A 23,196-nucleotide genomic window follows, 5' to 3' on the forward strand; every position below is an offset into this window, starting at 1 on the left:
AGATAGAATGTTGTTATTCTTAATACTATTCAATTATAGTAAATACGACTTATCAAATCAAGCATACTAACCCGGATATTTAGTTAATTGTAACTACTTATTGAAGAATCATACATAAAGAAGGCCGCTCTATTGAAATGAGCAGCCTTCTTTACAACCTACATATTTACCTGCTTATCCATGGTGTTTGGTTCCCGATAGAGGGCGGCGTTCTTCCTTTGTCTTTTCTCTTTATAAATAGCAAGCACCGTATAAAGCGAAGGAACGACAATAAGCGTAAGCATGGTGGAGAATAGGAGCCCCGCAATAATTGTGACCGCCAGCGGTTTAAATAAAACCTCTCCCGAGAACGCCAGCGGAAGCAGACCCGCAACGGCGGTCATCGTAGTTAGCAGAATCGGGCACAGCCTGGCCTCTCTGGCAGAAATCACCGCTTGCCTCAACTCTATACCCTCGCGGCGGGCCTCCTCAATAAATTCAATAAGAACAATCCCATTTCGCACAACGATACCGGACAGTGAAATCGCACCCATCATCGTCATAAATCCGAGCGGAGTCTGCGTAACAAACAGCCCGATTAAGCTTCCCGCCAGTGCGAGAAAGATGGTACTCATCACGAGCAGCGGAAGGCTAAGCGAATAAAACTGAATGGCCATCAGGGTAATAATGAGGAAAACGACAACGATGGAAAGCTTGCCCATATCAATAAAGATACCGGTCTGCTCTGATGTTTCCCCGCCCACTTCCCACCGGTATCCTTCCGGGAAGGAGACTTTGTTTAGCAGCGGTTTAATTTGATTCATGACTTCGGTGGCTGTACGCCCCTTTACATTACAAAACACTTCCACTTCCCTTGAGAGATTGCGATGCGGAATCTTTGCTATTGTGAACGCCGGTTTGATGCTGACCAGTTCAGAAAGAGGAATTTGCACACCGCGTGCGTTGGTGACACTTAGCCTCTGAAACACGGTAAAAGGATTTTCCTTGGCCTTCTCGGAATACATTTTTATATCAAATAAATCCTTTCCGCTATCGAACTGACTGACGGTTATCCCTTCCCCGACAAGGCGGAGGGTGCGGGACAAATCCGTATAGTTCACAAGCTTCTGCGACCCTTTCATTCTGGGAATACACAGATTCCTTTTTTGCCCAGGCAGGCAGCGACTTATCTAAAGAATGCATCATCGCATCCACACTGCGCTGAAGCGAGGGGACGTCATTCCCGATTTCCGCAGTGATGCTGAGCGATACGCTTGGTTTTCCATTGTGATAGGCATAAAGTGTAGGCTTGACGGTTGTAAGCGTAACATGGCCCACATCTTTTAAATAGACCGGAAAGCCGTCAGCTGTACGCGCTACAATGACTTGATTTAATTCATCCGGGTTGTGGGATTCAGCAAGTTTAAGCTGGTATGTACGGTCATTGACGTCGAAATCACCAATCGGCATCTTTTCATTCTCCGTTTTAACGGCATTCATCACCTGACCCCAGGTAATGCCGTACTGCTGGAGGCGCGGGGTATCAATATCTACCCTCACTTCCTGGTCTGGCAGCCCATCAATAACTACATCCGCCACACCGGGAATCGTGCGGAGCTGATCCTTCCATGTCTTCAGCATATCCCGCAGACTGTAGAGCTGTTCCCGGCTATCGGCGGCAATGTTAAACGTTTGTATAAAGGTACGGTTTAAATCATCCTGGATGACAGGCTGTTTCGCATCCGCGGGCAAATCTGCTTCAGCATCTTTGACTTTCTTGCGTAGTTCGTCCCATTTCTGTTTGGGATCCACCCCATCTTTCACTTCTACGACAATATTGGAAACGCCTAAGCTGGATGTCGAGGAAATGGATTTTAGATCCTGAAGTTCGTTGATTCGCTCTTCGATTTTTTTTGTCACAGTTTGCTCTACCTTTTCAGGGGTCGCGCCGGGATACACGGTTGTTACCGTCGCTATGTTCACGACAATATCCGGTTCTTCCTGCTTTGGCAGTTGAAAAAAGCTTAGAAATCCTACCATAACAATCATGACGAAAAAGAGAATCGTTATTTTTTGTTTTTTGATGATATATTCGATCACGGCCGGGTTCCTCCCGCCTCTTCAATCGGATCCCCGTCAAACAAACGGTCAACGCCTTTGGTTACAATCCGGTCGCCTTCTTTAAGGCCCGACACAATCTCCAGTTGATTGTTCATCATGTCTTTTATCGTTACGGGAGTTTTTCTCGCCTTTCCTTCTTTATCGAGAAAAACATACGGTTTCGCTTCCCCGCTGCTCATCACCGCCTCGACCGGGACAAAAATACCTTCTTTTCCGTTTATTTCACGGGTTGATTTCACCACCTGGCCCGGAACCCAGTCATGTTTCGGATTGGGTACGCTAACCTCGACACTAATTGTACCTGTCCCCTGGTTAGTTGTAGGGTCAATCCGGGTGACTTTTCCGGAGCGCGTTTGCCCGTAAAGAGAAAGCGTTACACTATCCCCTGTCTTCCAGAGGGAAATTTCACTATCAGGAACGGGCAGCATCACTTTCAGCGGATCAAGCGCAGCGATGTGATAGACGGGCGTACCTGGGTTGACAAGCTGGCCGACGGATATGAGCTTCTCTACGATCGTTCCGTTAATCGGAGATAGGAGTTGCGTTTTTGATAAAGTCAGTGCTGCCTCTTTCTTCCCGATAACTGCCTGATTATAAGCGGATTGCATTTGTTCCCGCTGCTCGGGACGGGCACCCGCTACGGTTAAAGAATAAGCCTGCTGTGTATTTTGCAGATCCTGCTGCGCCGTATCCATCCGGTATTTCGCATCGTCATAATCTTTCTGCGAAACCGCCCCTTCCTGGTAAAGAACCTTGATTCGTTTAAAATCATCGCTCGCTTTTTCATAACCGGCCTTTGCTTTATCGAGACCAATCTTCGCTTGAGCCAATTCCTGCTGCCTGGCCCCATTGTCTACTTCATCCATCCCGGCCTTATTTTGCTGGACAAGGGCCTCCGCTTTCTGCACCTGCAATGCATAGTCACTGCTGTCAAGCCCGGCAAGCGTCTCACCTGCCCGCACATTATCCCCCGCTTTGTAAGTGAGCTGCACCACACGGCCAGCAACTTCAAAAGAAATGGTTGCCTCTTCACTCGCCTGGAGCGAGCCAGTTAACTCTGAAAGCCGTGCAGCTTTCTCTCTTTTAACGACCGAAAGTCCTACTTTTTTTGTCTCCACATGCTGAGAGACGGCCTGCTGGGTTGGGTTTGGTCCACTGCATGCGGTAAGTATAGAAACTCCGGTAACAAGCAGAAGAACGACCATTCTATTCTTCTTCATATTTCATCCCCCGACACTAGATATAAAGTCATATTAAATTTCGATTGTTTCTCTGAAAATGACACCGGCAAGGGCAGGAAACCATATTATTTATAATTTTTAACTGCCTCCTCCAATACTTTCAGATGGGCACGATAGTGGTTCATTCCGAATTGAAGGCATATCTCCTGAGTTGGTGTCATTTCTACCTTCCACTGTTGATAGTTATCTTCTAATCTGGCGATCATGTTTTCTGTTTTTTCTATTTCTCCTTCTATCCAACGAACCAGTTGACTTTTATCAACATACTCGCCGAAATACAACCGCATCAAAAAGTCACTACGTATAACCTCCGCTTCCACAGGACTATTCAGATATTCCTGGAACGCCTTTTTTCCTTCATCCGTTATAAAGAACAAATTTTTATTAGGTTTTCCTTCCTGAATAACAACTTCTTTAGTAATAAATCCCTCCTTCTCCATATGATTGAGCGTTGGGTAAATCGCGCCATATGTCGCATCAAAAAAATGACTAAACACCGAATCAAAACACAGCATGATGTATTTCAAGCTATTGCTGACCCAACTCGTAGAAAGGTTCTTAGATTACTTGCTGAAAAAGAATGACCTATTTCAGAAATAACATCTCATTTTCCCATGAGGATCGATAGCTCAATAACGCGAGCAGAAGTCTAGTACAGATAGCAACATAAGAAAACTGTAAAGGAACTGCCTCGGCTGCTTCTTTACTTGTGTATAAAAGCTGTGTTTTGTTCAGATGTATCTTGCAACTAAACACCTGTTGAGATTTAAAACACCACGGAGCAAAAACGAAGAGGTTGTATCGTAGTCGAATGACTGTGGTACAACCCCTATCATAATACCGAAGCGTTCTGGTGCTGATCCCCGCCATTCTGCCGAGCTTCTGCACTGTATATTCCATGTGTTCACCTCCTAACAACATAACTGTACACCTTTACGTAACGTCAAAGTCAATACGGCAGACATATGTACAAAACCAAGGATTTTGTGAACATGTCTTCGCGCATTTTCTTTAGCTTACAGTGATATTGTGAGGAATCCGGAGATAAAAGATAAGCTTTTTCGAACCCGAAGCAAAATATGCAAATAAGAAGACGCTGATTTTTACTTTAATCATTTTTACATTACCTTTAAAATAATACCAGGGAGAAAAGATATGAGGAGATGTTATTGTATGGAATCTGAATCTACTGTACTCATTCGTCCAGCTACTTCTGGAGATTTGGTATCTATTATGAATATCTTAAACATGGCTATTACTAATACTACAGTTACCTTCGAAACAGAACCCAGAACTTTAAGGCAGCAAGAAGATTGGTTTTTAAACCGGTCATTCAGACACCCGGTTATTGTCGGGGATGTTGATGATGAAATTGTTGGATGGGCAGCTCTCAACTGTTTTTCACCACTACTTCCTTATCAATATACTGCTGAAATATCTGTATATGTGGACACCAAATGGCAGGGAAAAGGAATTGGGAAAAAGTTGACTCAATCGATCCTATCGTTGGGACAAGAAAATAACCTCCATACCATCATAGCAAGAATTACTGGCGGTAATGAAGCAAGTTTGCATCTTCATAGGTCACTAGGATTTAAGGAAGTCGGCGTAATGAAGGAAGTTGGTATAAAATTCGGACAACTTTTAGATGTTCATTATCTACAAAAAATATACTAAAAACTCCTTAATTATTTACGTTGTCTACCTACCAGCAATAATTGTGTTAACTAATTTTCCAATGCCTTCGATTTCCGTAACCACTTCGTCGCCTACTACCGTATCAACCAGCCCTTCAGGGGTTCCCGTTAGAATAATGTCGCCGGCATATCCAATCTGAATCAGCTGTTATATGGTTAAAGGCCGCCATCTATCCAATAAGGCCCATCGTTTCATTGAATTGTTTAAAAATAACCATGAACATATAGCAGACAATTAACGGTATTCACTATTAACTTTCTCATAATGAAAGCACCACAATACACAGTCCAATGTTGCACTCGACTCTGGATTGTGGTGCTTTGTTCGATTATTTTAGCAATGCAGTTCCCTTCCGTTATGTTCATTTTTTGTCGTTCGTAAGGTTGGCTTTTTTTCGATTTCGATTTCTTTATCGCATCAGCTGTATTAAGCTTATGCTGCCTGGCTGCATCCTCAATTTCCTGAAAAGGGGCTTTTTCTTTCAGCAGTTTGATAATTGCAGCATGTTCATCTATCGATTTACGCACACGCTGGGGAACAAACACAAAAGCGGAACTGCGTACCGTATCCATTTTATTAGTAACCATGTTAATTTGGTCTATCAAATAATGATTGTTGCATTTTTCATAAATCAGTTGATGAAACTTTACATTTAGTTGGCCAAATTTCTCAAATTCTAAATTAACCAGCTCGTTTTCGATTTCTTTATTTAAGAATTCGAGTTGCAAAATGTCCTCCTGTTGAAGCGACTCAGAACTTAATGCCGTTGCATATCCCTCAAGAACAGCTAAAACAGAAAGAGTTTCCAAATATTCCGTTTCGTCAATCGTATTAACAATGGCTCCACTGTACGGCTTATACTGGTTAATCCAGCAGACTCTAATTGACGAATCGCCTCCCTCACCGGAATAATACTTAGACCTAATTCCTTAGCTATCTGATCGATGACAATTCGATGGCCAGGACCAAACAAACCTTGAAGAATACCGGAGCGAATGTAATTATATGCATGCTGTGTTTTGTTTATATTATTCTTTTTCATACATTAATCATATATGAAAAGATATATATCGGCAAAGACGTTTTTATCCAATATACAAATATGCCACTTATTGGATTATCCCTTCGTTACAGAGGCGTTGACGGCTTCCGGGGATGTTAGCTTGTCGTAAAACTCGGTGAACTGATCGCGGTCGTCACTGTCACGTAGCGCCATGGCAACGCGCGGGTGCTCATTCAGAACGCCGGAGATCATATACGGAATAATGTAGCCCCACTCCCATTTCTCGCGCATGGCCAGCATATGCTTCTCAATTACTTCAAGTACCGGCTTCAGTTCATAACGTGGATTCTTGAGATAGCTGACGAGAAGTTCTGTCGTGCAGTTGCCCGCTGCACGACCCATGCCATACACGGATGAATCGAGGAATGTCACACCGTTTTGCACGCCGACCAGGGTGTTGGCGAACGCCAGTTGCATATTGTTGTGCATATGAATACCAAGCAGCTTATTCGGGAGAAGCGTGCGGAACTTTTTCACAAGATGCTCTGTATTTTTCGGATCAAGGCTTCCATACGAGTCGACGACATAAACGACATCGACCGGGCTTCTGTTTACTTCTTCGAACGCTTCCATCAGTTCCTGCTCATGCACGTGGGACAGCGCCATGATATTCAGGGTAGTCTCGTAGCCCATATCGTGGAACTTTTGCACGAGGTCCAGCCCTTTGTCAACATCCCGTATGTAGCAGGCGACGCGGATCATATCGAGTGCGCTCTGCTCACGCGGCAAAATATCGTTCTCATCGACGCGGCCAATATCGCAAAGTGCCGACATTTTTGTAAATTTCTTTTCCGGGAAAATCTCTTTCAGAAAGCGGTCGTCCAAAAACCTCCACGGATTCGGCTCCGTTGCATTCAACAGCTTGGGGGAGTTCTTATAACCAACTTCCATATATTCAACACCGGCCGCATTTAGCCCTTCATACAAATCGCGAACGAAATCGACGCTGAAGTCCCAGTTATTCACCAACCCCCCGTCACGAATCGTGCAGTCTAAAATTTTACATTGTACCGTACTCATAATGCTTTCCCCGCCTCCATTTATTTTTTCTTTTTGTTCCCTATGTTGCTTATGTGTTATGTTTCTGTTCTTTCTACTTTTCAAGCGGTCATTCTTTATGACTTTATTATTTTGCACTTCGCGCTTTCACGCTTTTATGCTTTTATGCTTTTATGCACTAAAATTCTTTTATGTATTTTATACTACAGCTTTACATACCTGTCAACGACATGAAGCTAAATAATCTGATTCTTTTTTAATCCTGTTTGTTACTTTAAAATATCCGTCAACGTGGCAAGCGTTTTTTGTCTGTCTAACCGAGCCTCCATCGCCTGATCAAAAGTGACGGCTAAGAAACGCGAGGTGCTCATGGGCCTTGATTGAGCGACAAGATCCAGGTCAGGGCTGATAACCGTTCCGATGGTCACAAATCCACCTCCGCTCGTTCCATCATTTAATAAAATAATAACCTCTTCTTCGTTAGGAACGATAATCACACCTATCGGATAAGCGATATCGACCACACTTGAATTCGAATCCGCTGCTCCGAAAGGAACTTCTACATTGCGAAACCCGATGGAAGCTCCTTGATAACGGTAAGCCACCCGATTCGACTCGGTGGATACATGCCATTCAGAATTCAAAAAGGATTTTACACCTTCATCACTGATGAGCGCTGCAGAGAGCCCCATCACCACACGAATTTCATGTGAACCAGAATAATCCGGGATAAAAGAAGGCGGAATCCGCTTTCCTACTTGCTTAAAGACGCCTGGAAGAGGTTCACCCACCGGCAGCAGATCTCCAGCCATCAATTTTCGACCCTGATATCCCCCATATCCACTTAATTCATAGGTGGATCGGCTGCCCAGCACTTCTGGAACATTGATTCCGCCAGAAACACATAAATATGTTTTAACCCCTTTTTTAGAAAAGGTAAAACGTAAAATATCTCCCTCTTGCACCCTTACGTTTTCCCACATGGGGATGGGCTGTTTATTAATCGTAGGCTGTACAGTCGCTCCGGTAATCGCGATGACGGTACTTTTTTGAAATTCGATCGTCGGCCCAAGCAAGCTGATTTCCAGTGCTGCATAATCCAAGGGATTGCCTAATAGGATGTTTCCCGCCATGAATGAATACTTATCCGCCGCTCCAGAAGGAGGGACACCCAGATGGTAACTCCCATACCTTCCCAGGTCTTGAACGGTGGTTTCTAGCCCAGGTTCAATAATCCGCAACACTTAAAATTCCTCCATCAGTTGTAAAATATAAGATTTTCCTTTTTTGAAATAGGCTTCTGGTGAAAATTCAACTTCTTTCATTCGAAAACGATAGACTCCCCGATATACTTCATCAACAATTCGGTTATATTCGGATTCATCAACCGAGCGATGCTTCCAAAGATCGCCAGGTCTTGCAAGAAAGAGAGAGTTTTTAAAATCCTTTAAGCGTTGTTTTTTATCTACGATAGGAGCGGCGCTCATCCCAATAAGTTGATAACTACCGGGACCAGACGAGGAATAAATAAAACTAAAAGCCCCTCCTAAACCAACCGCTTGAGGAGGTGTGTCTGTCCGAGGGCTTAAATATTTCGGTGTTTGAATCATTTGTTCACGAGGAATCCCCAATGGAAATTCCCAACCCGAACCTGGAATAAAGCCCATCATGGTAATTAAAAAAGGCATGGAGGTATGGGCTTCAATAAACGCTTCTTTATCCCTAAATCCATTCATCTTCATGACAAACTCAAAGTTTGATAATTCAGGTGTCGGATGACGGTGCTTAAACCGCTCGGAATATTCTCTTGTAATTGGGTCATCATACCAGATTGGAATTTCTACGATTCGGATGGATAAGTTCAATTCCGACGGATTGCTTTTGGTCATATCAATTTCTTTTAAGCAGTCTAACAAATCGTAGGCTGAAAGAACTTCCGGATTAAATCGCACCAGGTAAGAGGCGTTAGACGGACAAATATCCAAAACACCGGGAATTTGACGCCGGCGAAGTTCCTGGGTGATCGCTAACGTTTTAAAATTACTTTCAGTGCTCATCTCTTTGGAAATTTCCGCAACAATATATTCATCTCCTCCAAAATGAAATCTGGTTTCCGGCACGGTGAACAAGCGGATCCCCCCTAATTCAACAATTTTTTCATGCGACGGCTGATGGTTGCAGGACTCACTTCCAGAATTTCAGACACCTTAGCTGCCGTTCCGTATTTTTGTAAACCTAATGTGATTAACTGTGTTTCTAATTTAGCTATCGCTTTCTTTAGAGGCATCAATTCTAACTTAAACGGCTGATCCATTTTCGTCTCTGTTTCCGCATAAAGGATATGAAGCACTTCATCACGGTTGATGAAATCTGTCCGTGAAGTAACCAAAAGCCGCTCGATGACATTTTGTAATTCCCTAACGTTTCCATTCCAGTGATAATTCTCAAGCACTTCTAGTGCTTCACGAGATAAGTTTTTCTTCTTTAGGTACTTTCGGTTAAATTGCTGCAGGAAATGGAGAGATAGCGAGAAAATGTCAGCTTTTCGTTTTCGCAAGGGAGGTATATGGATGGGAATCACGTGTAATCGATAATAAAGGTCTTCTCGAAACCGATTTTCCTGAACGAGCTCCCATAGATTTTTATTCGTTGCCGCAATGACCCGGAAATCCACTTTAATCATTTTTGTTCCGCCCACCCTTGTAAATTCCTGTTCCTGAAGAACTCGCAGCAGCTTAACTTGCATACTTAAAGGCAATTCTCCAATCTCATCCAAAAAGATAGTTCCCTGATGAGCCAATTCAAAAAAGCCTGCTTTCCCCTTGTCATCTGCCCCGGTAAAGGCTCCTTTTTCATAACCGAATAGTTCACTTTCCATCAACGGTTCAGGAATGGCCCCACAATTGACTCGGATAAAGGGATGAAGCCGGCGATTTCCCCAATCATGAATCGCATAAGCAATAACATCCTTTCCGACGCCTGATTCCCCGTGAATAAGAACCGAGGAATCTACAAGAGCAACCCGCCGGATCTCTTCGACAACGCGTTCCATTTCCTGTGAGCGATAAATCAATTCTTTTTCACGAACTTGATGACTTTTCAGCTCTTCGAGTTTTTGTTTATACTCCTCTGACTTCATCTGCTCTTTGACTAATTTCTCCCGCAATTGGTTCACCTCGGTGATATCGCGCGAGACAATAATCACTCTAGTGATTTGTTCATCGTAAAAAACAGGAGTGGCAACCGACCATACACGCCGACCTTGTTTCGTCTCTTGAATTCCAGTTATCTTCTTTTGTTGTTTCAGGCACAAATCGACGATATTCGGTTGAAATAAACCTTGCTCTTCTAACTCTTTTACATTTCGTCCAATCATTTCTTCGTCGTTTTCCAGATCCCAATATTCTTTTAAAAACGTACCGGCTACACGTATCACTTCGCCTTTTGGATTGACAACCATGATTTGCTCGTGTGAGGAAGAATAAATAGCTTGAAGGTCTTCGTTTAATTGGCGCACAAACTCCAATTCCTGCACGGCTTCTTCCCACTGCTCCCGAAGGAAGAAAATATGGACCAACCCTTCAATATTTCCATTAACATATAGAGGGGTAAAATTTCCGATCATATGTTTAAAGTTCAAGTAACTATCTACACTCACAAATGGCTTTCCTGCCAGAACATCATCCAGGTTTTGGCTAATATGTAAAAGCGATTTGTAATTGCGCTGGAGTAACAATGTATCAGATAACCCTAAAATCTTCTCTGCTACTCCATTAATAAATGTAATTTCCAATGCAGAATTCGTGGTAATCATTCCGACTCCTGCCCCGTCAAGGAGTTGATTCATTTGTGTTAATCGAAGTTCATGTATACGATTATGGGCTTGTTCAGTCGTACTGTAACCCACGAGCTTACCGTCAGTGTCGACCCCAATGTAAATCGAAATATTATGGTAAAATTCAACTGCACCATCCAAATTCACAATTAACAAATCTTGTCGATAATCAATTGTTTGTTGAAGAGTAGAATTCGTATAGATCTGTTGTAAAAAAAATGAGGAATGAATATATCCCTTTACCTCCCCCTCATCTGCGACGATTGCAATATCCATAGAGTTTTCCACAAATATTCGTAATACGTCCTGAATTGTTGCGTCCGAGGATACGGTTATGGGAGACGGTTGTAAAATCTGCCTCCACGTAAACATGCTGCTCAACTCCTCCCCATTTATATATACAATTATAATTTTATCAAACTTTTTTAGCTAGCCAAGCCGCAGGAGCCGCGATAGCCTTAGTTGCACTAATGTAGATAATTATCTACTAAAAAAAGAAGAACCAGCCTGTAAAGAGCCTGATTCTCTTTATGCACGTACGCCTAACACCACACCTTTTTTCGCCTAAACTGTTTCCAATATTTTATCAAGGAATCGTGTAGCGTACTCATCTTTTTGGATTGATCCTTACTTCTTATAGTTCAACAAAATAGTTAGATTTTCCCAATAAGATCGGGTTGCACTGGAGTAAGCTGAACTTCTCTCTCAAAGGCATATCCGAAACGATAAAGATTGGCTTCATCATATGGTTTGCCAAACAGCTGAAGTCCAATCGGCAAACCAGAGTCGGAGAATCCACAAGGAACTGACAAACTTGGTATTCCGATTAGATTGGTTGGTCCCGTGAGACGATTAATAGTCGAACGTACAGGCTCAAGATCTCCATTGATATTTACTTCTCTCTGTGAAATCCGGGTTGGCAAGATAGGAATAGTGGGGGTGATAATGACCTCTACTTCTTTAAAAATCTTATTAAATTCTTGAATTGAAGAATATCTTATCTGTTGAGCGTTAACATATTCAGATGCCTTTATCGCTTTTCCTGAAAGAAGTCGCTCTTTCACTTCCTCATCCCATTGGTCGGGGAAGGTGTGCAATCTCTCTTCATGAATAGAATAAGCTTCGCTTTTCATCGTAATCTGGTGTGCCCAGGACACTTGCTCTATATTTGGAATGTCTACGATACGTATTCTAGCTCCTAACCTGCGAAATGTTTCCAATGCTTGACGTACTTTCGTGTTCACTTCTTCATCCAGATTATCAAAATAAAATGATTTAGGGATACCTATGATACTCCCCTTTATCCCGTGTTGAAGATAGCGCGAGAAATCTTCACTATCTTTTGATGAGGAATAAGGGTCCCTCTCATCGTGCCCTGATAAAACACTTAACATAATTGCATTATCCCTGATCGTCCTCGTCATAGGACCAACATGATCCAATGTCCAACCGAGCGGAAACACTCCATATTTGCTAACCCTTCCAAAGGTTGGTTTCATTCCTACAATGCCGCAGCAAGAAGAAGGAATTCGAATCGATCCTCCCGTATCTGTCCCCAATGCTGCATAACATAAAGACGCAGCAACTGCCGCTCCTGATCCGCTGCTGGATCCACCCGTAATCCTTGTGGGATCATGCGGATTTCTTACCGGCCCAAAGAAGGAGCGATCTCCTGTCGGTCCATAGGCAAATTGGTGAGTGTTCAATTTTCCTACAATGACAGCACCCGCTTCAATTAGCTTTTCAACTACGGCCGCATCATAATCCGGAATATAGTTTTGGAAAATTTCAGAACCCATTGTCGTTCTAACGCCCTTGGTATAAATCAAATCCTTTAAGCCAATGGGTATCCCGTGAAGCGGCCCTCGTATATTTCCCTTAATGATTTCTTTTTCAGCCTGTCTTGCTGCCTCTAGTGCTTCATCGTGTAATAAAGTAATATAGGAATTCAATTTCTTATCTACTAATTCAATTCGTTCCAAAAGTTGACGGGTTACTTCTACGGGGGAAATCACTTTATCCATTATAGCATCGGATAACGTTGCCAAATCCCAGTTAATCACTTCCATATTGTAGTTGTTTGCCATTCATATATCACCTTCTTCATCTCCATTTTGAAATTCACTTCGTATGTTCTATAACTACAGCATGACGTCCCCACTATTAGGCCCCAACGTTTGACCGGTATAAATATTGCCATCCGGTTCAGAAGCCAAAAACACAGCTGTCGGCGCAACTTCTTCCACTCTACCAAAACGTGGTATTGCCAGTTCTTCTTTTTTACGTATTTTAAAACTTTCACTCATTCCTTCAATAAGTTCTGTTTCTATCGGTCCAGGGGCAATACAGTTCGCTGTAATGCCATATTGTCCGAGTTCGAGAGCGATCGATTTTGTAAATCCAATGACCCCTGCCTTTGCGGCTGCATAATGGCTTAATTCAACCCCGCCTTTTTGGCCTAATTGTGAAGCGATGTTAATAATTCTCCCCGATCTTTGTTCGATCATGGACGGCACGACATTCCTTGTCGTTAAAAACACGCTTTTCAAATCGATTTCGATCATCCTGTCCCACATTTCAACAGTCATATTCTGGATCAGGCTTTCGGTCACAATGCCGGCACTATTTACTAAAATGTCAATCGTACCATATCCTTCAATCGTTTTATCAACCAGGTCTTTAACTGTGGACTCCTTCGTAATGTCACCTTCTGTCACGATAACATCCACATTATATTTTTTAAGCTCTGTTACGATCGAATCGATTTCTTCTTGTCCTTTTCCATAAATATTAAGTGATAGATTAGCACCTTCCTTAGCATAAGCTGTAGCAATTCCTAAACCGATTCCCTGTCCGGCTCCAGTGATAATAGCTACTTTTCCTTTTAGTTTCATTGTCTTTCTCCTCCAGTAATTTCAAGCGGGGGTCCTACGAATTCAAATCTCTTCCCATCCATTTGCTTTAAATTGGCTAGATTCTAAATATATGTAATTTTATATTTGGCATTCACCATTATTTGATAGATTTCTAAAAATTAATGACTATCTTGATTACTCCATCACTTTGGTTTTCGAACAAACGATAGGCTTCGAGAGCATCGTCTATATGGAATCTATGGGTGATCATTGATGTTAGGGATAAACGGTGATGCTTAACGAGATTAATGAGCTGCTGCATTCTTTCTCTACCACCAGGACATAACGTTGTTACAATATGATGATCCCCCATACCACCTGCAAATGTTTCGATGGGGATAGTTAAATGACCTGAGTAGATTCCTACGCTTGAGACCGTCCCTCCTCTTCTAATGACTTTCATGCAATTTTCGAAGGTTTGTTGACTTCCCAGAGCTTCAATTGCAACATCTACACCCTTACCTTCCGTCATCCGGTTGATCTCTTCTAAAACATTCGTAGTTTGAAAATTCAAGGTGATGTCTGCACCCATTTTTTCGGCGATTTCTAACCGGTCAGAATTACCGTCTACTCCAATGATTAAGCTAGCCCCTTTTAATCTAGCTCCTGCAATGGCACATAATCCGACAGGACCACAGGCAAATACAACAACAGTATCACCAACTTGAATATTTGCCTTTTCGGCTGCAGCTATTCCAGTCGATCCGATATCTGTTACTAATAGGACATCATCATCACTTAGCTCATCCGGAATTCTGGTGATATTATAATTTGGAAAAGGCATTTTAAAGTATTCAGCATGGGTACCATCCACCGTGTTACCTAGTCTCCAACCTCCAGGGTGCTTGTGGTCCCCTTCTGGTCCGATGCATTGTGATGGTAAACCTTTCTGGCAATAATAACAGGTTCCGCACGGAGTACATGAACCGCAAATAACGCGATCCCCGACAGAAACTCCTAGAACTCCTTCCCCTATTTCATGAACGACTCCAACATGCTCATGACCGAGAACCCTTCCATCTTCTACAGGATGTTCACCATGAAGAATGTGAATATCAGTACCACAAATGGTTGTGGATGTTGTCTTAATCACTACTTCATTAGGACCTGCCTTTGGGATAGGTTTATATTCCAGAACAGGTTTACCAATTCCACGGAAAACAACTGCTTTCATGAATCCATTTGCAGCCGGTTTCCCTTTTATAAAACTTGGTTGCGTAACTTCAGTTCCTGCCACAAAAGGTCCCCCCTACTATATTAGAAATTGAGCTGACTCTAATACATCAGCTTTTGCACCCAGCAAAGTTTGAAAAGCATAAAGTGAACCAAGAATCTCATTCGGTTCAATAGTTTTCATGATAAAAACAATTTCGGATCGTTTTTTACTTGTCTCAGGCCATTCATCTAGATGCTTCGGCGGATGGATGATATGTTGTACTCCATTAAGTAATACCGGGCCCTCTTCCCCTACATCTAACAACCCCTTAACCCGAAGTACCTTCTCACCGTTAGCGTGGAGCAGCATGCTTAACCACAATCCGAAGGCATTCCAATCAATGGGTTTATTAAATGTGAAGGAAATCGATTGAGTACTGGATGGAAGATGTCCAGTTTGATATTGATCCATTATGGAAGTTGGGTTTTTTCTTACATTTAAGAAAAGGGCAGGCACATCTACATCTCCATAAACCGCAGCATGAACTTGTGCAGTCGGGTTAATAAGAGAAAGTTTATTAATAATGATTTCCTTTTCATCTTCAGTTATCAAATCACTTTTGGTGAGAATAATCTTGTCAGCAACAACAATTTGTCTTGATTGTTGTTTAAAATAAAGAGGGATTTTATGCCGGAAGAGAATCGATTCGATTCGTCTTCCAGCTTTGTTTTTCAGCCATAAAGTGGTTATTTGTTAGCTACTGTTTCTTTTTCTTGGTGCCTACGTTTAAAATCATCCGCAATTTCATCAAATGTAACCCAACGTACTCCTTCATGACTGTTGATATATTCAATGATCCGTTCGTGCATCAGGAGGACCTGTGGTCTTCCACTTACGTCCGGATGAATGGTCATGGTAAACACAGCATGATCGTGTTCGCGATACACCCAATCAAACTGATCAAGCCACATCTGTTCAATATCCCTTGGATTGACAAACCCATGGCTGTTCGGTGATTTTTTAATAAACATCATTGGTGGCAGATCGTCCAAATACCAGTTTGCAGGAATTTCAATAAGATCCGTTTCATGTCCTCTTACTAAAGGCTTCATCCAATTCTCAGCAGGTTGTTCATAATCAATATTAGTCCAACTATCCCCTACCCGGACATAGTAAGGTGAAAAGTCGTTATGCATAAGGCTATGATCATATTTAATGCCGTGTTTTAATAGAAGTTCATTTGTTATGGCAGAGAATTCCCACCAAGGTGCAACGTATCCAGTTGGTCGTTTTCCAGATACCTTTTCTATGAGATCAATACAGTGTAATAGAATCGTTTCTTCTTGCCGGGGTGTCATGGCGATTGGATTTTCATGAGAGTAACCATGAAGACCAATCTCATGACCGGCATCCACAATCATTTTCGTTTGTTCAGGGAAGGTTTCAATTGAATGTCCAGGAACAAACCATGTTGTTTTTAGATTATATTTATCAAATAATTTTAGAAGGCGTGGTGTACCAATCTCTCCTGCAAAAAGACCGCGGGAAATATCATCCGGGGAATCTTCTCCACCGTAAGAACCAAGCCATCCAGCCACAGCATCTACATCAACACCATAAGCTACTAAAATTTCTTTTTGCTTTGTCATAATCGATTTCTCCTTATTTTTAAATGTATTTATAGTTACATTTAGTTACATCAATTAAAAAATTCTGTTAATTATTGCGAGATTTCCTCCAATTCTTTTGATGGAGCTATTGATTTAGTACCAAACATTAAAATTCCTGAAAGAATGAGAGGAATGACTCCAGCTAAGAAAGTAGCTGTCACAGCCCCAAAACCACTTACCGTTACTGTAAATAATAGAGACGCAAGAATGGCTCCCACAGGTCCCATCGCATTAATAAACGCTGCACCGGTACCGCGAATACGAGTAGGAAAAGATTCACCCATGTAAGTATAAAGCGCCGCATAAGAGCCAATTAAGAAGAATAAACCGATACTGTAGGAAATTAAGACGGGCCAGTACCCATGAGCCAAAAATAGCATTACTGTATACGATAACCCTGCCAGAATCCAGGAAACAATAATGGTACCCCTTCTACCAAATTTATCTCCCAAATATCCGTGGGTTACATATCCTACATAAGCCAGGGCATTCGAGAAAATCAACATAAATAAGGAGTTATGAAAAGAAATTCCTTTCCCTTCTGTCAGTACAGTAGTAGATAGAACAGAAAAGATTTGAATCGCAAACCAGTTAAGCGTTATGGCAATTCCTAAAAAGATAGTATGTTTTCGAATATCAGGAGCAAATAATTGAGTTACAGAGAACTTCGTCATCTTTTCACTATCGATTCCCGTTTTTTGCCCAAGTGCTTTAGCTTGATCGAGTTTTCCTTCTTTTATTAGTTCCCGAACCTCACGCATTTGTTCATACTTTGGAGATTCTTTCAGCTTTATTCGAAGAAGCATTATGATTACTGCTGGAATAGTACCGACCCAAAATACTCCACGCCATCCTAACGAAGGTAGAAGCACTGCCGTTATAAAAGAGGCAAAGAGAACACCAATCGGCCAACCACCCTGGATGAAGCTGTAAACAAAACCTCTCTTTTTGGCACCGGCCATTTCCGACAAATACGTTGTGTTGACAGCCTGCTCTGAATAACCAAAACCAGAGAGTGCACGAACGATAATTAAATAAAGAGGACCCATTGTAAAACCTGTCAATCCTGAACTAAGCGCAGCTCCTGCAGTTGTAATCATCAAAGCATTACGACGACCAAAATAATCAGCAATGGGACCTACTGTTAGAGAGACAATAAATGTTGTAACAGATACCCACGTTGCGACCCCTGCACTTTGAGCCGTTGACCAGTGGAACTCGGCTGCCATGATCGGTAACAGAGTACCAAACAGAATAAAATCATACGTGGAAAATACCCAGGCGAAAAAAGCGACGATTGATGCATAAATGACTTGTCCTTTCGAAACTGTTTCAGATTTTGAATAATTTATTGGCTTCATTGACTCTACAACATCTTTTTCAACGATTGTTGTGTCCATAAACACCCTCCCTTGATTTTTTTAATTATAATCAAAATCTATGGTTATCGAATAATTCGCCCCCTTTAATTTTAAAAAAATTGTTAGTTACTATAATTTATTTATTTACTAAATATATATTATATACTATTATAATATTTGTCTTGTTTTGCGTTAGATTATCTTACAACTTTTTTTAATTTCTTACTATCTCAAACTCAAAGTCTCGCCGACTGTATAGGCTCCTTTAATGCTGTTACTTGACGTAGTAAGCTCAGTGAGCCAGATTCTCTTTATGCTCGTACACCTAACACTTCACGAACGGGGGCAATTTGAATATCATTTTCTTTTAGAGCATGTACAATGGCTTTCGCCAATTGTGCTGCTCCCGGCGTATCCCCATGAATACAAACAGTATCCGCTTGGACGGTGGCCTCTTCCCCATCTGCCGTAGTTACACGCCCGTCTTTGATCATTCGAACGACACGTTGCGCCATTTGGGAATAATCTTCGATTTGCGAGCCTTTACGCGTTAATACGATGGAACCATTCTTCGTATGTTGACGATCCGAATACACTTCGAGAGCAACTGGAATCCCCAGCTTTTCGCCGACATAAGCGACAGCAGAGTTATTTAAGGCATACACAACCGTATTAGAGTCGATTTCAGCGATGGACTCCAAAATCGCTTGAGCCAGGTTTTCATCTTCCATCGCCATCATAAACAAAGCACCATGGGGCTTACAGTGTTGAAGACGGAGACCTGAAGCCGATGCAAATTCACGTAATGCTCCCATTTGGTAGGTAATATAATCCTTTATTTCATAAGGAGTACAATTCATATACCGCCTTCCAAAGCCGATCAAATCCGGAAAACCGGGATGCGCTCCAATGGCTACGTGATATTGTTTAGCCAATTCAACCGTTTTTCTCATCACATGGGGATCTCCAGCGTGATATCCACATGCAATGTTGGCTGATGTGATATATTTCATCATTTCTTCATCTTGACCCAATGAATACAGACCAAAACTTTCACCCATATCACAATTTAAATCTACTTTCTTCATGTTCAGCACCTCTTTCACCTAAACAGTTTCCAATATTTTATCAAGGAATCGTGTGGTGTACTCGCCTTTGCGAAATTCTCCATGTTGGATAATCCACTGGAGCAATGTTTGATTTGTGGTAATTCCCTCCACCCGAACATTTTCCAAAGCTAGATTCATCTTTTCGATTGCTTCTTCACGAGTAAATCCATGCACGATCATCTTCCCAATCATCGGATCGTAGAAAGGTGTTACTGTATTCCCTTCTTTAATAGCAAAATCCAATCGAATATTCTCTTCAGGAAGAACCAATCGATGGACTGTACCAGGTGAAGGAAAGAAAGTTTTAGGATCTTCCGCATACAATCGACACTCAATGGAATGACCCGTACAACGAATGTCGTCTTGTTGATAGGGCAAAGGCTGCCCGGCTGCCAGTTGCATCTGAAGTTCGACTAAATCAATACCGGTAATTTCCTCGGTCACCGGATGTTCTACCTGTAATCGGGTATTCATCTCCAGGAAATAGAAATTCTTTTGGTCGTCGAAAATAAACTCCATGGTTCCTACCGTTGTATATCCAATCTGTTTTACACCACGAATTGCCGTTTCCAATAATTTTTGGCGCGTTTCTTCATCAAGGAATGGAGAAGGGCTCTCCTCTAGTACTTTTTGATTCCGCCGTTGCACGGAACACTCTCGCTCAAATAAATGAATGGCATTTCCCTCATAATCTCCAGCAATTTGCACTTCAATATGCCGGGGATTAGAAATCCACTTTTCCAAAAAGAGTGTCCCATCCCCGAAGGACGAAACCGCCCTCTGTTTCGTGGTGGCATATACTTTTCTAAGTTCTTCCGCATCATGCACCAGTTGCATGCCTATCCCACCGCCACCGGCACTGGCTTTTAGCATCAATGGATAACCAAGATTTTCAGCAATTTGTAAGGCTTCTTCTACCGACTCAAGTGAACCGTCCCAACCCGGAACGACAGGAACCCCGGCTTGTTGCATCTGACGGCGGGATTCAATTTTACTCCCCATTAATTCGATGATTCGAGCATCGGGTCCAATGAAAGTAATTCCTTCTTGCTCACAACGCCGGGCAAAAACTGCATTTTCGGATAGAAAGCCATACCCTGGATGTACCGCCGAAGCTCCCGTTTGTTTTATTGCTTCGATTACTTTTTCTACATCAAGATAACTTTTTTTCGCTTGAGCAGGTCCTATGCAAAGTGCTTCATCGGCTTCGTCGACAAAAGGAGCTAAGGCATCCGCTTCTGAATAGACCGCTACCGTTTCAATGCCAAGGCGTTTACACGTACGAATAATACGGCGAGCGATTTCACCGCGATTGGCAATCAGAATTTTCTTAAAGTAACTCAATATGATTCCTCCATTTGATTTATTTCAAAACTACGATTGCGATTTCCTGACCCGCGTCAACGATATCTTCCGAGTCTACAGAAAAGCGTTCTACAATCCCATCGTGTTCCGCTTTAACCTCATAAAAGTTTTTCATGACCTCAATAAGACCGATAGTGTCTCCCGCTTTTACTTCTTGTCCTTCAACGACGAACTCCGGCTGATCCGGACTCGGTTTACGATAAAAGACTCCGGGAACCGGGGAAATGATAGATTGGTTTGCCATGACATTTTCTCCTTTACGCATTCATAATAATGCTTTTAATTTTAGAAATCTTTTCTTTCGTATCATGTCGAGCTCTTAGCGCTTCTTCCAACGTTACCGAAACAAAACGAACTTTATCATTCGTTTTGACTTGTGCCATACGATTTAAATCCGTACTAATGATTGTCGCAATCGTAGCGTACCCACCGCCTGTTACTGCATCATTGAGAAGAGCGATTGGTTCCACTCCGTCCGGCACTTGTATAGAACCGATAGGATAACCTAAATCGACCACGTTGGACGGATTGCTTCCGGCCCCGAAAGGTTGCTCGCGGGGAACAAAATGTAAACGTTCCCCTTTAAAGCGATAACCCACACGGTTCGCTTCCGGGGTAACCGTCCACTCAAGGGTGAGAAAGCGATCTTTACTTTCCTCTGTCAAGCGATAGCTACAAAGCCCCAGCACGACACGAATTTCGTGATTTTTTGAGAATTTCGGAATAAACTCAAAAGGAATAGATGTTCCAACTGCAATAGGTACTGGAGAATCGTTTCCAATTTGGAGGACATCTCCTTCTTTTAAAGCCCGCCCTTCGAATCCGCCGATCCCGCAAAGTGTATAGGTAGATCGGGAACCCATGATTGGCTCTACACTAATCCCCCCAGCTATTGCCAGGTAGACACGTGCACCGGATTTGACGAAATCAAACGAAAGAACATCCCCTGCTTTCATCTCTAGCGTTTGCCACAATGGACAAGCAACACCATTGATTTTCGGGGGAATTTCTCCTCCTGTAATAGCAATCACCGCATCTTGTTCGAAAGCTAATTCAGGTCCCATGTAAGTGATTTCTAATGCCGCAGTCCCCTCCGGATTCCCGACCAAAAGATTTGCAATTGTATACGAATACTGATCCATGGCTCCTGACGGAGGCATTCCGATCTCGTAATAGCCGATCCTTCCTCGATCCTGCACCGTCGTTTGAAGTCCGGGTTTCAATACTTTAATCATGGTATAACCTCCCTAACACATATCCGGAAAATTTTTTTGGATCGTCCATGACTTCTTGCGGTGTGTAACATATCTCCTTTGTTCGATAACGGAAGGTTCCGGCAGCTACTTCTTTTTGAATTTGTTCATATTCATCCATATCAATGGCCCGGTAACGGAAAATATCGCCTTGGCGTGGGAATACCATTGTTTGGACGAAATCCGGCAGTCTTTGATCCCGGTCGAAAACAGGCGCAGCCGCCACACCAAACAATTGATATCCTCCTGCTCCCTGTACCGGATAGATACAAGCAAAAGCTCCTCCAAATCCAAAAGCACGCTCCGGTGTGAAGGTTCGCGGACGGACATATTTCGGCACCTCGAGTTGTTGTTCACGATTCACCATCTGGAAACAAAAAGGAAGCCCTGGAACAAAACCAATCATCGAAACAAGGAACGGATAATCGGTAATCGCTCGAATAAAATCTTCTTTCGATGCATAACCGTTAATCCGGGCCGCATATTCAATATCAGTAACCGTTGGATCTTGATGACGATCACGAAACTTCATCAACGCCTCATGGGTCCACGGATCTTCAAATAGAATTGGAACATCGACGATACGCGAAGAAATTTCAATACCTTCCAAATCCGAAACAGACGCTTCGATTTCTTTTAACACCTGAATCAATTGATCAGGAGATAAAACATCCGGATCCACCCGAATCATATAAGAAGCGTTGGAAGGACAAATATCTAAAATGCCATCTAAAGCTTTTTCCCTTAATTTTCGCGTAATGGCCATTCCGCGAAAGTTAGATTCCAAATTCATATCTTCCGCTAATTCGACAAAGACAAATTCGTCGCCACCGTATTCATAACGCGTCATATTCTTCACCTCACCTATTTGATTGCTATGCTGCTCCTTCTTTATCATTTGCAAAAGTCATGCCAACCTTTTTTCTAGTTTTTCTTACTATTCTATATTAGTTATTTTTTTGGAATCTTTCATTTTTGAAACTAAATCTTTAATTTTTTTATCTATTTATAAAAAAAAAGCCGGCCAGATAGCTTTCAAATCCTATATTTCATAAATGAAAGAAAATTTCATTTATGAAATATTTTTTCACCATTTATTCGACACGTAATAATCGAGTAGGAGGGGGCAATGAGCCCCCGACCTCTCACACCACCGTACGTACCGTTCGGTATACGGCGGTTCATTAAGTACTCCGTAAAGAGTGATATCGTTCTGCCAGGCTTTTCAGTTGACACGATTCGAAGAATCGTTTATCCAACGTTCTATGCAATACAGGACTTTTGGAGATACGCCAGTATCCCTTACGGGAATTTCCCCATTCATAGGCTTTTCCTTTAGGGACTCCTAAAGCGATGAGCCTTTTTACTTTTGTGCGGGGAAGCTTCCATTGTTTCCACAAGCACATTCGCAGTCGTCTGCGAATCCACTTA

The 23,196-nt window shown here is 42.3% G+C and carries 18 protein-coding genes and 5 pseudogenes; 2 read left to right on the forward strand and 21 right to left on the reverse strand.

From position 1 onward, the window contains the following. Window positions 1-158: 158 nt before the first annotated feature. The 3 genes and pseudogenes from H525_RS26275 to H525_RS23665 all read right to left on the reverse strand — a co-directional run bounded on the left by H525_RS26275 (window position 159) and on the right by H525_RS23665 (window position 3,856). Window positions 159-2,079, reverse strand: a pseudogene (locus tag H525_RS26275) (efflux RND transporter permease subunit). Further along, window positions 2,076-3,320 (reverse strand): efflux RND transporter periplasmic adaptor subunit, encoded by a 1,245-nt coding sequence (locus H525_RS0110865; protein WP_035100697.1) that lies wholly within the window; start codon window positions 3,318-3,320, stop codon window positions 2,076-2,078. Before H525_RS0110865 ends, H525_RS26275 begins: the two are co-directional and overlap by 4 nt. 86 nt (window positions 3,321-3,406) lie before the next feature. Continuing rightward, the gene (locus H525_RS23665) at window positions 3,407-3,856 is read right to left on the reverse strand and encodes a PadR family transcriptional regulator (protein ID WP_081413353.1); all 450 of its coding nucleotides are present in this window, start codon (window positions 3,854-3,856) and stop codon (window positions 3,407-3,409) included. Here H525_RS23665 and H525_RS28545 point away from each other — a divergent pair. Both H525_RS28545 and H525_RS0110880 read left to right on the forward strand, forming a co-directional pair. After that, window positions 3,827-3,922 (forward strand): annotated as a pseudogene (locus H525_RS28545) (transcriptional regulator); the annotation flags it as partial. The gene H525_RS23665 and the pseudogene H525_RS28545 overlap by 30 nt on opposite strands. Before the next feature lie 592 nt (window positions 3,923-4,514). After that, the gene (locus tag H525_RS0110880; protein ID WP_027416241.1) at window positions 4,515-5,018 is read left to right on the forward strand and encodes a GNAT family N-acetyltransferase; all 504 of its coding nucleotides are present in this window, start codon (window positions 4,515-4,517) and stop codon (window positions 5,016-5,018) included. Between the two features lie 24 nt (window positions 5,019-5,042). Here the strand turns inward: H525_RS0110880 and H525_RS27285 are convergent. From H525_RS27285 to H525_RS28550, 18 genes and pseudogenes are all read right to left on the reverse strand, one after another. After that, window positions 5,043-5,162, reverse strand: a pseudogene (locus H525_RS27285) (fumarylacetoacetate hydrolase family protein); the annotation flags it as partial. Between the two features lie 275 nt (window positions 5,163-5,437). Then, a pseudogene (locus tag H525_RS23670) lies at window positions 5,438-6,081 on the reverse strand (GntR family transcriptional regulator); the annotation flags it as partial. Between the two features lie 75 nt (window positions 6,082-6,156). Continuing rightward, complete coding sequence (locus H525_RS0110890; RefSeq protein WP_027416242.1) at window positions 6,157-7,122, reverse strand: aldolase catalytic domain-containing protein; 966 nt, start codon at window positions 7,120-7,122, stop codon at window positions 6,157-6,159. Window positions 7,123-7,370: 248 nt separating this feature from the next. Next, the gene (locus tag H525_RS0110895; RefSeq protein WP_027416243.1) at window positions 7,371-8,345 is read right to left on the reverse strand and encodes a 5-oxoprolinase subunit C family protein; all 975 of its coding nucleotides are present in this window, start codon (window positions 8,343-8,345) and stop codon (window positions 7,371-7,373) included. After that, window positions 8,346-9,221 carry a 5-oxoprolinase subunit B family protein gene (locus tag H525_RS0110900; RefSeq protein WP_245590456.1) on the reverse strand — a complete coding sequence of 292 codons (876 nt, stop codon included), beginning with the start codon at window positions 9,219-9,221 and terminating at the stop codon, window positions 8,346-8,348. 20 nt (window positions 9,222-9,241) lie between these two features. Continuing rightward, complete coding sequence (locus H525_RS0110905) at window positions 9,242-11,308, reverse strand: sigma 54-interacting transcriptional regulator (RefSeq protein WP_027416245.1); 2,067 nt, start codon at window positions 11,306-11,308, stop codon at window positions 9,242-9,244. Between the two features lie 281 nt (window positions 11,309-11,589). Then, on the reverse strand, window positions 11,590-13,023 hold the full coding sequence (locus tag H525_RS0110910) for an amidase (protein WP_245590455.1): 1,434 nt from the start codon (window positions 13,021-13,023) through the stop codon (window positions 11,590-11,592). A gap of 54 nt (window positions 13,024-13,077) precedes the next feature. Continuing rightward, window positions 13,078-13,830, reverse strand: coding sequence for an SDR family NAD(P)-dependent oxidoreductase (locus H525_RS0110915; protein WP_027416247.1), 753 nt, complete (start codon window positions 13,828-13,830; stop codon window positions 13,078-13,080). Between the two features lie 133 nt (window positions 13,831-13,963). Further along, a complete protein-coding gene (locus H525_RS0110920; RefSeq protein WP_211236999.1) occupies window positions 13,964-15,088 on the reverse strand; it encodes a zinc-binding dehydrogenase in 1,125 nt (374 codons plus the stop codon). A gap of 15 nt (window positions 15,089-15,103) precedes the next feature. Further along, complete coding sequence (locus tag H525_RS23675; RefSeq protein WP_051330970.1) at window positions 15,104-15,619, reverse strand: GTP-binding protein; 516 nt, start codon at window positions 15,617-15,619, stop codon at window positions 15,104-15,106. 134 nt (window positions 15,620-15,753) lie between these two features. Continuing rightward, window positions 15,754-16,656, reverse strand: coding sequence for a polysaccharide deacetylase family protein (locus H525_RS0110930; RefSeq protein ID WP_035100703.1), 903 nt, complete (start codon window positions 16,654-16,656; stop codon window positions 15,754-15,756). 71 nt (window positions 16,657-16,727) lie between these two features. Continuing rightward, window positions 16,728-18,077 carry an MFS transporter gene (locus H525_RS0110935; protein WP_051330971.1) on the reverse strand — a complete coding sequence of 450 codons (1,350 nt, stop codon included), beginning with the start codon at window positions 18,075-18,077 and terminating at the stop codon, window positions 16,728-16,730. Window positions 18,078-18,349: 272 nt separating this feature from the next. Beyond that, window positions 18,350-19,126: a LamB/YcsF family protein gene (locus H525_RS0110940; RefSeq protein ID WP_027416251.1), complete on the reverse strand. Its 777-nt coding sequence runs from the start codon at window positions 19,124-19,126 to the stop codon at window positions 18,350-18,352. 18 nt (window positions 19,127-19,144) lie between these two features. After that, on the reverse strand, window positions 19,145-20,491 hold the full coding sequence (locus H525_RS0110945; protein WP_027416252.1) for an acetyl-CoA carboxylase biotin carboxylase subunit: 1,347 nt from the start codon (window positions 20,489-20,491) through the stop codon (window positions 19,145-19,147). A gap of 19 nt (window positions 20,492-20,510) precedes the next feature. Continuing rightward, entirely contained in the window at window positions 20,511-20,756 is a 246-nt protein-coding gene (locus H525_RS0110950; RefSeq protein ID WP_035100705.1) for an acetyl-CoA carboxylase, read from the reverse strand. Window positions 20,757-20,769: 13 nt separating this feature from the next. Next, entirely contained in the window at window positions 20,770-21,747 is a 978-nt protein-coding gene (locus H525_RS0110955; RefSeq protein ID WP_027416254.1) for a 5-oxoprolinase subunit C family protein, read from the reverse strand. Further along, a complete protein-coding gene (locus tag H525_RS0110960; RefSeq protein ID WP_425387681.1) occupies window positions 21,740-22,663 on the reverse strand; it encodes a 5-oxoprolinase subunit B family protein in 924 nt (307 codons plus the stop codon). Before H525_RS0110960 ends, H525_RS0110955 begins: the two co-directional genes overlap by 8 nt. Before the next feature lie 286 nt (window positions 22,664-22,949). Further along, window positions 22,950-23,196 (reverse strand): annotated as a pseudogene (locus H525_RS28550) (group II intron reverse transcriptase/maturase); the annotation flags it as partial.

It is taken from the genome of Aneurinibacillus terranovensis DSM 18919 (assembly GCF_000430625.1).
GTDB classification, from domain to species: domain Bacteria; phylum Bacillota; class Bacilli; order Aneurinibacillales; family Aneurinibacillaceae; genus Aneurinibacillus_B; species Aneurinibacillus_B terranovensis.

Coding starts and splice junctions, on each gene's coding strand:
- H525_RS0110865 (WP_035100697.1), bottom strand. CDS start 3,320: ATGAAGAAGAATAGAATGGTCGTTCTTCTGCTTGTTACCGGAGTTTCT.
- H525_RS23665 (WP_081413353.1), bottom strand. CDS start 3,856: ATGCTGTGTTTTGATTCGGTGTTTAGTCATTTTTTTGATGCGACATAT.
- H525_RS0110880 (WP_027416241.1), top strand. CDS start 4,515: ATGGAATCTGAATCTACTGTACTCATTCGTCCAGCTACTTCTGGAGAT.
- H525_RS0110890 (WP_027416242.1), bottom strand. CDS start 7,122: ATGAGTACGGTACAATGTAAAATTTTAGACTGCACGATTCGTGACGGG.
- H525_RS0110905 (WP_027416245.1), bottom strand. CDS start 11,308: ATGTTTACGTGGAGGCAGATTTTACAACCGTCTCCCATAACCGTATCC.
- H525_RS0110910 (WP_245590455.1), bottom strand. CDS start 13,023: ATGGCAAACAACTACAATATGGAAGTGATTAACTGGGATTTGGCAACG.
- H525_RS0110915 (WP_027416247.1), bottom strand. CDS start 13,830: ATGAAACTAAAAGGAAAAGTAGCTATTATCACTGGAGCCGGACAGGGA.
- H525_RS0110930 (WP_035100703.1), bottom strand. CDS start 16,656: ATGACAAAGCAAAAAGAAATTTTAGTAGCTTATGGTGTTGATGTAGAT.
- H525_RS0110935 (WP_051330971.1), bottom strand. CDS start 18,077: ATGGACACAACAATCGTTGAAAAAGATGTTGTAGAGTCAATGAAGCCA.
- H525_RS0110940 (WP_027416251.1), bottom strand. CDS start 19,126: ATGAAGAAAGTAGATTTAAATTGTGATATGGGTGAAAGTTTTGGTCTG.
- H525_RS0110950 (WP_035100705.1), bottom strand. CDS start 20,756: ATGGCAAACCAATCTATCATTTCCCCGGTTCCCGGAGTCTTTTATCGT.
- H525_RS0110955 (WP_027416254.1), bottom strand. CDS start 21,747: ATGATTAAAGTATTGAAACCCGGACTTCAAACGACGGTGCAGGATCGA.
- H525_RS0110960 (WP_425387681.1), bottom strand. CDS start 22,663: ATGATAAAGAAGGAGCAGCATAGCAATCAAATAGGTGAGGTGAAGAAT.